This window comes from Coleofasciculus chthonoplastes PCC 7420 (assembly GCF_000155555.1).
GTDB lineage: Bacteria > Cyanobacteriota > Cyanobacteriia > Cyanobacteriales > Coleofasciculaceae > Coleofasciculus > Coleofasciculus chthonoplastes_A.
The window spans coordinates 125253-137454 of record NZ_DS989860.1 but is presented as its reverse complement, the minus strand read 5'-3'; the positions used below and the strand labels follow the sequence as shown (position 1 = coordinate 137454).

Genomic DNA, 12202 nt, shown 5'->3' with positions numbered 1-12202 from the left:
GAGTTGAAGTATGGGAATCTCCACAAGCGATCGTCATTCCGGGTTGGGTTAATCCCTGTTCTGGAGCAATCACATGGACAATCCCCTGATTCCCCGATCCTATATTATAGAAGCGAATCCCATAATCCTTACAACTTTGCTCCAACACCTGCATCATCTCTTCGGCTAAGACATCCGCAAAAGGACGCGCCTGGTTTTCGGTGGGAACGATATGATCCACAGTCGCCACCGTGCGATCGGGATACAGCACCTTTAATCCCCTTTCCCGCAGCATCCCAAAGGCTTGGGGACTGGTGACTTCATGGATTAAGTGTAAACCAATAAAGAGTTGAGTTTGACCCGAAGGTAAAGTACCGACGGTGTGGGAGTCCCAAACTTTATCGAATAGTGTTTTCTCGCTCATCTGCAAAAGGTTGTTATAGGATTTAAGGATAATCACCAGTCAGCTATAGGATAGATGCTGGAGCTTTCTATTTTATCTAATTGTGGGGGTTTGGGGGAGCAATAAGACCCACGCCATAATTTTTAATTGGGCGTTGGGATACACTGGACTCCCCCAACATCAATGTGGTAAATTGACATCATCCTTCGATACATCTGCTCACAAAGCTAGTTGAAATTGCTGCACCGTGAGTTGATTCTCGAATTCGATAATCAACAACCAAGGCAAATCAAACTAACCAGTACCGCCGGGCTAGCGGGAATGGAAACTGCCTGTGCAGACGGTCTACCGGGGACTGAAATGTACTCGTTTCAGTCTAGGTAAGTGTCGAAATACCGCAAGGGAAAAACCAGGAAATCCAAGTTGTGAAGCTTGGAAGCCCACACCAAATCCAAGATTCTGGTGTGGGAGGATGTCACCGCGACTGTAGCATGAATCTGACCATTAAAAGAGCGATCGCATGGTTCTCCCCCATCAGCTGCCATAATCTTCGTCTAAATCCTTTATTTTAAGGGTTTCTAATTGTTGCAGCAAGCCCTACCTAGAATCAGACAGATATATTGGCTGGAACTTCCGGCATATTGGGGTAGGCACTTGATCATCAATAAACGCTTTGTGCAAATCAATTTTAGTATAAGTTGTTTCCCCACCCTTTATATGGACTGAGACAGTTCCTCCACAACAAGTGTTTTTTAACAAACCTTTAGCCGGAAGACGACTTAAATGGATAGGTTCAGAACTGGGCAGATTTTCAGCACATTGCTTGGATAGCTGAGTACACAAAATATGAGCTTCTGGAACCGATACACTTATTCCCTCGATAATTTCTTCACGAGGATTATTGAAACGATTGCGATCGATTGAAAAGATTATCAATCTAGGTTCAGTCAAATTACATAACTCTTGAGCAAATGCTTTGCCATCTGCACCACCCGGTTTTCCGCCATGATGAGGGAAGACAAGTATATCCGTGCTGATATCAGGTTCGTCCTGTAGCAGATTTTCCAATCCTATTTTGTCAATATCTGCCGCTAATATGGCGACTCGGTGAGAATTGTGAACTATGCCAATCACAACAGATATGGAATTGGAAGTCAATCGCCTCCCTTGTAAATCTCTTCCCCCAGCACCACCGAGTATTAACTCAGGTGTTGGAGCCAGAACTTGTATATCTACTTGACCAATGTTTAACGTTCGTGACTTGGTTGTAGTTAATTCCGTTGAAACTACCGTTCCAAAACGTTTTCTGGCATCTTTTAAGGCAATTCGTAAATCCTGCCAAATTTCACTCTTTTTAACGGCATCAGGATTTAAGTGAATATTATGTATCTTGAGAGTCTTATCTAATAGCAGATTGACAATACCTGCAATATGGTCTGCATCTGCATGAGAAATCAAAATATGGGAAATGTCTTGAATCGATCTATACTCAATAATTTCTCTTAATGTATTGCCATAGGGACAGTCAATAACAACCACACCCTCTGTATCTCGGAAAACAGCACAATTACCGTGACCAACATCTACAATAATAAGTTCAGGCAAGTCCATCATCGTCATCTGGCTCAGGTGCTAACTCAAATTTATCGAAATATAAATCATCAGCGTTATCAGCTCCAATATTAACGTGAGCAAATAGACGGACACCTTTTCTTAAGGCATCAGATTGAATAGTCTCAGGAATCAGTGAAGCTGGAAAACGGACAGCCTTATCGGGATTCCAACCAGGGATAATTGCATCGACAACAGGCTCATTAGATGCTTGATCAAGGTCAACAATTCTTACTAATGTTCTAGAAGGTTTTCGGCTAATCGGCAGATGACCACTAAGTTCTTGTTGACAAGCTTCAATTCCTTTTGTGATACTTGACGCATTTGCTTTGTCTCGACTTAACAATACAGGAATTTTTTGTCTCCATTTTCTAATGGAAAAAGAAGTGTCAATTTCCACAAACTGAGATATCAGTAATGATGGAAATTTCAGGTCATACAAGGTGGCAACTAATTCAGCACCCGAAAAATTAGCCAGTCCAGAATTAGTCAAGCGATTATCACAAATAGCACCTTGAGTATTCTCTAAAATAACTGATGCTAAATCATTGACGTTTGTAAAATGTCCCTTGACGACTAAAAAGGGTTCATACCCAGCGTCCTCTACTTCCCAGCCAGTTGCTTCTGCTAATTCTGCTTCATCATCAACTATCGCTATTTTCTGATTAGATTGAATAACTGTCATAACAGCTAACCTCCAACAAGTGGTAGTTTTATGATAAATTCTGCCCCACCTAATTCTCCCTGAGCAATTGCCTGCACTTTTCCTCCCAAGTCAGTAACTGAATCTTTGACTATAGTTAGTCCCAATCCTGTACCCTCTGGTTTAGTTGTTTGACCTGGTAACCAAATGTTATTTAAGTTGATATCTCTAATTCCTAGACCATTATCTAAAATTTTGATCTGTAAGTAAGTTTCGATAATTTCAGTAACGATCATTACCTGGCGTCCTTCTGTACGTGTTCCTTCTACATTAAAAGCATTGATGGTATTGGTCAAAAGATTCGTAATAATCGCTTCTAAGAGAGCCGTACTTCCGAGAATAAAATACTGATTATTAATACTACTTTTTACAACCTCTATTTTGCTGTCTTGAAGAAAAGGAGCAAATAGTTCAAGTATATCATCAATGACACGATAAACTTCCACACGACCCGTTTTACGCTTTTCTCGCTTTAATAAATGCAAAGGAAACCTGGAAAAACTCAGTAACGACTTGCTGACTTTATAAAGTATCTCTACTGGTTTTGCAAAAGATTTAAAATATATCTCTCCTGGTAATTCTTGACCTTTTTTTTCTATTCGTTTAGCGACTTTCTCGATTAACGTGACGGGTTTACCAGACTCATGAGCAAAAACGGCTGCTGTTGTTCCGGCTGTCGCCAGACTTCGATAGAGTTGAAGATCTTCCCGTAGTGCTTTTGTTTCACGCTCTTTTACCTCTTCGTACTGTTGAATTACCTTGCGTACTGTGTCACGAGATTGCTGTGGCACCGCTTTTTCAATAACACTTTCAATATTTCTTTTAGCAGAAATAACATCACGACTCGATTCTTGCTTAACTATTTGTCGTCTATTTTCAGTTTGTTTCAGCCTCTCTTTAGCCATCCAGTTCAATACATCAATGGCAAACCGCTTTAGCTCCAGAAAAGCTTCATTTTCTATAAACCCTAGTCGATCAGTCTTTTGATTTAGCAGATCATTGGGATCATTGACAATTATCCGACCAATAACGGTACTGGTTGAGGGACGTACCTCTGGATTTCTGGCTCGTGCATAATTTAAATTCAGCCAATCATCTCCTTGATCACCATAGGGTTTCACCCGCAAACCCCTGTGGTATAAATGAATATTACCCACTTCTGATAGCCATTTTCTAACCTGTCCGAAAGACGCTGTTTTTGTAGAGAAACTTTGAGGGTTTAGCAAAAATACCCATAATTCAAATTCTGCTGGTGCTGTTTTGTAAGGTTCTTGAGAAATATCACTATGTTTTGCTTGAAATAGCAATTCACCCTTCCAGTCGAATACGGAAGATTCTACGATTCCATCTCCATTAACTGACGACTTCAAATGATATTCAGCATCATCAAAATAAGATTCATTAACTTGTTTTTCAAGATCAGCAAATTCTGGAGCAATCAGCCTAGGGCGGAAAGCAATATCACTATCAAATGGATCTGCTAAAAATAAAAGTTCTCTGGCTAATCGTTTAACCTCTCGCCGACCAAACTTTATGTTTAAATTTTCAATTAAAATTTCCGTCCCTTGGGGCAAGTTAGCCATATCTTTTTGGACATCGAAGGAAATGTCTTCCACAACAGAGGCTTGCTCAAAATCTTGCCAATTAATCGTCAGAGAATACTCAACAGCGGGTTCATTTTTAGGTCGGGTTTTTAATTGTACTTTAGAACCTTGTCTCAACGCAGCTAATCGACCTAATCCTTTATCACCAACAGGTAGACGTCCCAGAGCAGTAGGTTCGCGGGCAGCTTTTTTTGACCGACCTAGCACAAACCATCCCTCACTAATAGCCGCGAGATCCATACCAATACCGTTATCTGAAATCAGGATTGAACCACCTGTGGTGTCAGTATTGATAAGCTCTACTGTACATTGGGTCGCATCAGCATCATAAGAATTCTTCACCAATTCGATAATTCCTTGGTCTGGATTAGGAATCAGTTCTTCACCTAATCTATTCAGGATATTGGGTGAAAACTTAAAATGCATGATTTTATCGCTGTAACTTGACAGCCAATCGCTCTGTTTAAGATTATACCTGAGTTCCATCGATGGGGTCGAGCCACGAACAAGTACACCCATAGAAGAGACGAATGTAGGGGCGCAAGGCTTGCGCCCTCACCCCCTCTCATCTTATGAGAAAGGCTATATACCTTCTATAAAAGAACGATCGCACTCCCACCGGAAATGCGATCGCTCTTTCTCAAGTCTACGCCCCATCAGGGACGCAGACTCTGGACACTCAAGACTTAGCCTTGTTGTTTTTCAACTTCAGCCACCATCAACAGTGTCTTCATCACCGAGTCAGGGTTCAAACTCATTGAGTCAATTCCCAACTCAACCAAGAACTTGGCAAACTCAGGATAGTCACTGGGCGCTTGACCGCAGATACCAATCTTACGACCATTCTTCTTCGCCTTCTCAATTACCATCCGTACCATTTCCTTAACCCCGTCATTGCGCTCATCAAAGATGTGAGCCACCAAACTGGAGTCGCGGTCAAGACCCAGAGTTAACTGAGTCAAGTCATTGGAACCAATGGAGAACCCATCAAACACTTCACTGAACTGATCCGCCAAGATCACGTTACTGGGAATCTCGCACATTACATAGACTTGCAGTCCATTTTCGCCACGCTTCAAGCCGTATTTCTCCATTTCTGCCAGCACCTTGCGCCCTTCCTCAGGGGTACGGCAGAAGGGAATCATGGGGATTACGTTAGTTAAGCCCATGTCATCCCGAACTCGCTTGATCGCTTGACACTCTAACCCATAGGCTTCGGCATAGTTTTCATCGTAGTAACGAGACGCACCACGCCAGCCAATCATCGGGTTTTCTTCCTTCGGCTCAAACTGTTGACCGCCGAGGAGGTTGGCATACTCATTACTCTTGAAGTCGGACATCCGTAACACAACTGGGTTGGGATAGAATGCCGCCGCAATCATTGCCACACCCCGCGCCAACTTGTCTACGAAGAAGTCAGCCTTGCGTTCGTAGAGGTAGGTCATTTTGTAGATTTCCCGCTTGACGGTGGCATCTTCGAGCTTATCGAAGTTCAGCAGTGCCAAGGGGTGCACCTTAATATGATTGGCGATGATGAACTCTAAGCGGGCTAATCCCACGCCATCGCAAGGAATCGCCGCCAAACCAAAGGCTTCTTCTGGGTTACCCACGTTCATCAAAATCTTGGTGCGGGTTGTGGGTAGGTTTTCCAGTTGGGTTTCTTGGACTTCAAAGGGTACAAGCCCTTCGTAAACCCGTCCTTCTTCCCCTTCAGAGCAGGAAACAGTGACCTCTTGTCCACTCTTAAGCACACCTGTAGCATCACCACAACCCACAATCGCGGGGATTCCCATCTCACGAGCAATAATTGCTGCGTGGCAGGTACGTCCACCTTGGTTGGTGACAATGGCTGATGCCCGTTTCATGATTGGTTCCCAGTCGGGGTCAGTCTTGTTGGTGACTAAGACTTCACCGGGTTCAAACTCATCAATCTTGTGGACATCCAGAATCACTTTGGCTTTGCCCTGACCAATCATTTCGCCAACGGCGCGACCGGTAACCGCCACCTCAGAGGTTCCTTTAAGCTGATAGCTCTTGAGGACGCTCTTGGATTTCTGGGATTGAACGGTTTCTGGACGAGCTTGGACGATGTACAAATCACCCGTTTCACCGTCTTTCGCCCACTCAATGTCCATAGGGGTGTAGACACCCCGGACTTCGGAGTAGTGGTCTTCAATAATACAACCCCAGCGAGCGAGTTGCAGAATTTCTTCGTCGTTGATGGCGTATTTGACTTGCTCAGGCTCTGACACGGATACGTTCTTGGTCAGTTTCGAACCACCGATGTCATAGATCATCTTGATTTCTTTGCTGCCCAAGCGCTTTTCGAGAATCGGGCGATACCCGTCCTTGAGCGTGGGTTTGAATACAAAGTATTCGTCGGGGTTGACAGCACCTTGGACAACGTTTTCGCCCAAACCATAGGCAGCGGTAACTAGGGCGGCATTCTTGAAGCCTGTTTCTGTGTCAATGGAGAACATGACACCGGAAGAGGCTAAGTCAGAGCGCACCATTTTCTGCACCCCAACTGACAGGGCGACATCAAAGTGATCAAACCCTTTGAGGGTGCGATAGGAGATGGCGCGGTCAGTGAAGATGGAGGCAAAGCAACGATGGCAAGCGTCTAAAACGTCCATGACACCGTAGACGTTCAGGTAAGTTTCTTGCTGACCTGCAAAGCTGGCATCAGGTAAGTCTTCAGCCGTAGCGGATGAACGGACGGCTACGTCAACAGCTTGGCTTTTCTCCTTGCACTCTTCTTGGTATTCCGGCTCAAACCGATCGCAAAACTCAGCGGTAACCCCATACCGTTCGCACAGCTTCAGGTAAGATTCCGCGATCGCCGTTCGCAGGTTTTCTGGGAACGGTGTATTGAGAATCAAAGACCGCGCTTGCTTACCCCGGACTCGCAGGTTATTCATATCCTCGACATCGAGGTCAGAAAACAGTTCGCGTAGCCTTTCTTCTAAACCGGCTTCCTTAATGAAGTAACGGTATGCATAAGCCGTCGTGGCGAATCCGGTGGGAACCCTGACGCCCTTAGCGGTCAGTTGTCGGATCATTTCGCCGAGGGAGGCGTTTTTACCACCCACCAAGGGAACATCGACAATTCCTACCTCTTCAAACCACAGAATGAGAGCTTCTTCTTTGGACGATTGAGATGTTGTTGGTTCAGTAGCTGCAACCATTAAGTATTTCCTCCTACTCTTGGTTTCAGTATTTCAGTTTACCGATACTCAGCCGAAAAAATTCCTTTAGGTAATATTTTCTTTAGGATTCGGCTGTTTTTTATAGAACCATACCTCACAATTAAATTCGTAGCGATTTACACATTTATTTTTGGCAACTCTGGCTACAGTCATAATCCTCGCCAATCTAACACTCTACTCAATTTTAGAGTTAAAGCATTCAGAGCTACTATCCTTTCCCATCCTTATAGTCGGGATAAATTTAATTGATGTTTATCAATCCTTTAGGTTTTGACTTAAGGCGTTGAATTCGGGAATAGATAGCTCAATCCACGCTTACTCAATCCACACCTTGTCGCGCTTTGGCGGGTTTGTAGCCTTGCAAACTTCTTCTGGCGTTCTCCTTGAATAATTACTTACTTATTAGGAGAGCGAGTAATTCAGTCACAGTCCTTTATTTCAGAACAGTTCTACCATAGCAGACTATTTAGAAATAGACAAGCCGTAATCCCTAATTTAAATCAGCACTAAAGCCACCTAACCCTAGGTATATTAACAACCTAGATATTGTTTATCAGGGAGGTAACCCCAATGATAGCTCTGCTGGTTATACATTGTTCCTTTAAATGTCTTCCATTTTTCAATGATCCCCAGATAGAAGTATCAAATATTGTCTATCTATCCGTAATAGGTTTGGGTTTATCGAAATAAAGTCACTATAATTAAACTAGGGAATTTATAGGCTCAGTCGAGCGGATTGTCTTCATCCAAACGTCCCTAAAACTTTTGAATAGTTAAATGGTACTGACCATTACCCTGCTAGACATGATAGCGCAATCCCAGAATCTGACAAGATCTAAATTAGGATTGTAAACTTATGTAAAACGAATACGCGCTATCAATCATGATTTCTCGTCGCACACTTGTGAGCCTTCTCTTGGCAAGCTGTCTGGCTTGCTTGACGTGGTTAAACGTCACTCCCGCCGCTTATGCTCTCGGCGGTAAACAACCACCCTTAAACGAGCCTGCACCAGAGTTTACGCTACCAACCAATAGTGGGGATGGGGAGGTATCACTCTCCGATTACCGAGGAAAATGGGTGGTCTTGTACTTTTATCCCAAGGATTTCACCTCAGGTTGCACCTTAGAGGCTCGTCGCTTTCAGCAAGATTTGCCCAAATATATAGAGAGAAATGCCCAAATTGTGGGAGTGAGTGCGGATGATGTGGACTCCCATGCCGATTTTTGTGACTCAGAGGGGTTGAAATTCCCCCTTTTAGCCGATACAGATGGGTCAGTGAGTAAGGCGTATGGGTCTTGGATGGGCTTTGTCTCCCTACGTCATACTTATCTCATTGATCCCGATGGTATCTTGCGGGAGATATTTCTCGGTGTTCGACCCGCGATTCACAGTACAGAGGTACTGGCACATTTAGATGAGTTGCGATCGGTGACATAAGCCAAAAGCACCTTTGTTAGAGACGCGCCATGGCGCGTCTCTACATAAATTCCTTCTTGCTCCCCTCTCCCCGGCGTGGGCTATGCATTACCCACATCTTTCTTAAACCTTGTGCGATCGCGTCACGATCTGGCTGGACTGAGCGGAGTTGTGCAGTCCAAGTCAGTACAGTTTGGGGTTTTGGGATGCGATCGCGTTTCGGGATGGAATAGGCAACATTCTTACATAAACACGTTTTAACCCAAAGGTTTGAGGAGAGGGCGACCCGATCAAATTAAATGGACGGGTGGTGTTAATTAGGCTAAGCGGGTCGCCCCTACAGGGATCTGGCAGGCGATCGCTCTTTTTAAAACGATATATTTTTTAATCCTTTAAACCCTCAATAACTGAGGCACAACAGGTCGTTCTCCTTGTTGAAACTTCTGCCAAGTCTCTCGTAAGAATGTCGGTGCAGGATGATGGGAATCATACACAACGATCGCGTTCGTGAGCATCCGTTTAGGATTCACCAAAATCCTCCCCCTGTGGTATAATGCGCTAGATGATCCGCCATCTATATTCATTGCCTCACTACACCCAATTGCTCGCATTACCTTCGCTTCTCGCCATAGGGGTAACGGTGCTAGAAACGTGACCAAGACTAATTTTTTGCCACTAGCTGGAAACCCGATCGCACAGCGATGTGCCACACCCATAACACGCGGATCAGTAAATCCTTCACTACGCGGCGCTAACCAGACTTTTCCCTTTCTCAGCAGTCTTGGACCCCCAGTCAGCGAAAACCAATGTTGACCCCAGTCTGGTTTTCCATCGACTCGCGCTGTCACTAATTCCGGTTGGTTTCCTACCCGCAATCCCAGCGTCGTGCCATAATTTTCCCAGGGACTGTATTTGAGAAAGGTTCCAGCGGATACCATATTTCCCATCAGCCGTTTTGGGTCTTTTTTGCTGAAAAATGTGCCACTGGCGACGACAGCCGCGTGATAGCGACGAACCATATTACCAAACGATTCTTCACCAATTGCCCCTTGATGATTTCCCAACGTGGAATTATTGGCTAAACCAATGGCGATAAACGTATCGGGGTTCGTCAAATCAATATGGGTTTGATACAGGGGAACACCGAGAATCGTACTGCGGCGAAAACTGACAGACTCGGCGGCGACTGGGGAAACAAGTCCCAATCCTTGGGCTAAAGCCGCACCACCTAAGACTAGAAATGAACGTCGAGTGAATTTTCGCTGAGGACTGGATAAATGTTGACGTGACATCGGTACAATTTCAATAGGACTAGCAGTTATAAACGCCAAATGGATTGGCTAGGTTTATGACTAGGTGGATTGCAACCTGGTAATTGATGATTCGTGATTGGAGAATGCTGATTACGGAAGAGGGAAGGTTTGTGTAGTCTGAGAACAGATTTTTCTCTTCCTCTAGCAACCTGATGAATTGGTTTGCTTCGCTGACAATAAATACTGGATTATAACGATTTAATCCGGACAATTGTTTTTAAGAATCGGGGTTGGAGGTAATTATGAGTCAAGCGGTTTCCCTAAACGAGTTGTGGGAGTCAACGCCACCCAGCGAGTCGGTTTTTCAACCCGATCAATTGGTGGGGCTTCCTGAGGCGGTACAACGCTATCTGAACCATGCGATCGCGCCAGGAACACCATTAGCCTCTGCGGTGCGACTGCGGATGCATGGTGAAATCAAACTCCGGGGTTGGCTTCCCTTCACTGCTGAACAAGTCATCTCTTGGCGTCGAGGTTTTATTTGGCGGGCGGCGGTACGGATGAATGGCTTACCGATATGGGGATCTGATCGGATGGTGGATGGCGTTGGCGGGATGCGGTGGAAACTGTTAGGGCTGTTTCCGGTGATGACGGCTTCGGGTGCAGATATTACGCGATCAACTGTGGGTCGAATGCTGGCAGAACTTGTCTGGTTACCGTCTGTTTTATGTCAACGTGATGTATCGTGGACGACACCGGATGCAGTTCATGCCCATGCTAGTTTAACGCTATTTGGCGAGAGTACCGATCTTATCCTCACAATTGATAATCAAGGGCAGTTGGAGAGTGTCAAGCTGAGGCGCTGGAACAATCCTGAAGGTGCTGAGTTTCATTATGTAGATTTCGGCGGCTTGGTGGAAGCAGAAGGGACGTTTGGCGGCTACACTATCCCCACTCGATTGTTGGTTGGATGGCACTTTGGTAGCGAACGTTTTGAGTCAGAAAAAGCATTTTTTAGAGCAACTATTGATCAGGCAATTTATCGTTGAATTCCTTGTCGGGGCAACCCGCTTGCATGAATTAACAATTCTATTCCTCTCAATTTGATAGTTAATTTTTGGGTAGGGGCGACCCGCTTGCACAAATGAACAAATCTATTCCGTTTAATTTTATCGGGTCGCCCTTGTCTGATGATTAGCGAGCAAGATGCAAAGCCTGCGGCATGGCTTCGCTAAACGCACTACAAAGATTTCGCTATTATTAAAATTACAATTTTGAGACGCTTAGATGATACCTTTTAGAGATGCGATCGCATCCCGTTCTATCAGTGGCTCAAACCCTTATCATGAAAGGATGCTAGCCAAAGGACTCAACGATTATGGCACAAGTTATTCAAGCGAGTGAATTAACCCTGCATGATGTGGAAGAAAAATTTAACCTGCAACAGGTTGAGGATGAGCAGTTTTTTGGTGAATGGCAGGGGGAATTACCAGAACTTACAGCGGCTCAAAAGGAATGGCTAGACCAAGTTAAGGCGGATTTTCTAGCACTAGAAAAATATCCCGTCCATGAAGAAATTGTCAAAATGGTTGTGTTGTCGCCGTTATTGTCCCTAGCTGGTTTATTTCGCTATCCCTTCCGTCCAGTGGCTGAGAAACAAGTGGAAATTGTGGTTGAGGAGAAGGATGAAGTGGTGCGGGGACGGATTGATGTTTTGGTGTTACATCAGCAATTGTGGGTGACGGTGATTGAGTCAAAAAGTAAGCGGTTTAGTTTGAGTGAAGCGTTACCGCAGGCGTTGTTTTATATGCTCAATAGTCCGAATCTTTTACAACCCACGTTTGGATTGGTGACAAATGGGAGTCATTTTATGTTTATTAAATTAATTCGGCAAGATATGCCACAATATGGTTTGTCCGATGAGTTGACACTGAGGCGGCGAGGGAATGAGTTGTATCAAGTGTTGGGGGTGTTGAAGCGGTGGCAACAAGAATTAATAAATAATAATTCATAATGTATAAAG

10 protein-coding genes are annotated in these 12202 nt (G+C 44.5%); 4 read left to right on the top strand and 6 right to left on the bottom strand.

Annotation, left to right across the window (positions count from 1 at the left end; translation table 11 throughout):
* The 5 genes from MC7420_RS24710 to ppsA form a co-directional block, all read right to left on the bottom strand.
* A partial coding sequence (locus tag MC7420_RS24710; protein WP_044209523.1) for an aconitase family protein occupies window positions 1–403 on the bottom strand: 403 nt, incomplete at its 3' end.
* Window positions 404–979: 576 nt separating this feature from the next.
* A complete protein-coding gene (locus tag MC7420_RS24705; protein ID WP_157453312.1) occupies window positions 980–1996 on the bottom strand; it encodes a ComEC/Rec2 family competence protein in 1017 nt (338 codons plus the stop codon).
* Entirely contained in the window at window positions 1980–2678 is a 699-nt protein-coding gene (locus MC7420_RS24700; RefSeq protein ID WP_006103737.1) for a hypothetical protein, read from the bottom strand. Before MC7420_RS24700 ends, MC7420_RS24705 begins: the two co-directional genes overlap by 17 nt.
* Window positions 2679–2683: 5 nt before the next feature.
* Window positions 2684–4726 carry a sensor histidine kinase gene (locus tag MC7420_RS24695; RefSeq protein ID WP_044209520.1) on the bottom strand — a complete coding sequence of 681 codons (2043 nt, stop codon included), beginning with the start codon at window positions 4724–4726 and terminating at the stop codon, window positions 2684–2686.
* A 260-nt stretch (window positions 4727–4986) separates the two neighbouring features.
* Entirely contained in the window at window positions 4987–7488 is a 2502-nt protein-coding gene (gene ppsA / locus MC7420_RS24690; RefSeq protein WP_006103730.1) for a phosphoenolpyruvate synthase, read from the bottom strand.
* 904 nt (window positions 7489–8392) lie between these two features.
* Between ppsA and MC7420_RS24685 the strand changes: the two genes are divergently transcribed.
* Together MC7420_RS24685 and MC7420_RS38510 are read left to right on the top strand one after the other, a co-directional pair.
* The gene (locus MC7420_RS24685; RefSeq protein WP_044209518.1) at window positions 8393–8947 is read left to right on the top strand and encodes a peroxiredoxin; all 555 of its coding nucleotides are present in this window, start codon (window positions 8393–8395) and stop codon (window positions 8945–8947) included.
* Window positions 8948–8976: 29 nt separating this feature from the next.
* Entirely contained in the window at window positions 8977–9159 is a 183-nt protein-coding gene (locus MC7420_RS38510) for a hypothetical protein (protein ID WP_083799156.1), read from the top strand.
* Between the two features lie 159 nt (window positions 9160–9318).
* Here the strand turns inward: MC7420_RS38510 and MC7420_RS24680 are convergent, their stop codons facing one another.
* A complete protein-coding gene (locus MC7420_RS24680; RefSeq protein WP_006103820.1) occupies window positions 9319–10218 on the bottom strand; it encodes a phosphodiester glycosidase family protein in 900 nt (299 codons plus the stop codon).
* A 263-nt stretch (window positions 10219–10481) separates the two neighbouring features.
* Between MC7420_RS24680 and MC7420_RS24675 the strand changes: the two genes are divergently transcribed.
* Both MC7420_RS24675 and MC7420_RS24670 read left to right on the top strand, forming a co-directional pair.
* A complete protein-coding gene (locus MC7420_RS24675) occupies window positions 10482–11228 on the top strand; it encodes a DUF6920 family protein (RefSeq protein ID WP_006103828.1) in 747 nt (248 codons plus the stop codon).
* Between the two features lie 329 nt (window positions 11229–11557).
* Window positions 11558–12193 (top strand): type I restriction endonuclease, encoded by a 636-nt coding sequence (locus MC7420_RS24670; RefSeq protein WP_006103867.1) that lies wholly within the window; start codon window positions 11558–11560, stop codon window positions 12191–12193.
* Window positions 12194–12202 lie beyond the last annotated feature (9 nt).

Excerpts from the sequence above, each read along its gene's own strand:
- MC7420_RS24700 (WP_006103737.1), bottom strand. The coding sequence starts at position 2,678 with ATGACAGTTATTCAATCTAATCAGAAAATAGCGATAGTTGATGATGAA.
- MC7420_RS38510 (WP_083799156.1), top strand. The coding sequence starts at position 8,977 with ATGGCGCGTCTCTACATAAATTCCTTCTTGCTCCCCTCTCCCCGGCGT.
- MC7420_RS24680 (WP_006103820.1), bottom strand. The coding sequence starts at position 10,218 with ATGTCACGTCAACATTTATCCAGTCCTCAGCGAAAATTCACTCGACGT.
- MC7420_RS24675 (WP_006103828.1), top strand. The coding sequence starts at position 10,482 with ATGAGTCAAGCGGTTTCCCTAAACGAGTTGTGGGAGTCAACGCCACCC.
- MC7420_RS24685 (WP_044209518.1), top strand. The coding sequence starts at position 8,393 with ATGATTTCTCGTCGCACACTTGTGAGCCTTCTCTTGGCAAGCTGTCTG.
- MC7420_RS24695 (WP_044209520.1), bottom strand. The coding sequence starts at position 4,726 with ATGCATTTTAAGTTTTCACCCAATATCCTGAATAGATTAGGTGAAGAA.
- MC7420_RS24670 (WP_006103867.1), top strand. The coding sequence starts at position 11,558 with ATGGCACAAGTTATTCAAGCGAGTGAATTAACCCTGCATGATGTGGAA.
- MC7420_RS24705 (WP_157453312.1), bottom strand. The coding sequence starts at position 1,996 with ATGATGGACTTGCCTGAACTTATTATTGTAGATGTTGGTCACGGTAAT.
- ppsA (WP_006103730.1), bottom strand. The coding sequence starts at position 7,488 with ATGGTTGCAGCTACTGAACCAACAACATCTCAATCGTCCAAAGAAGAA.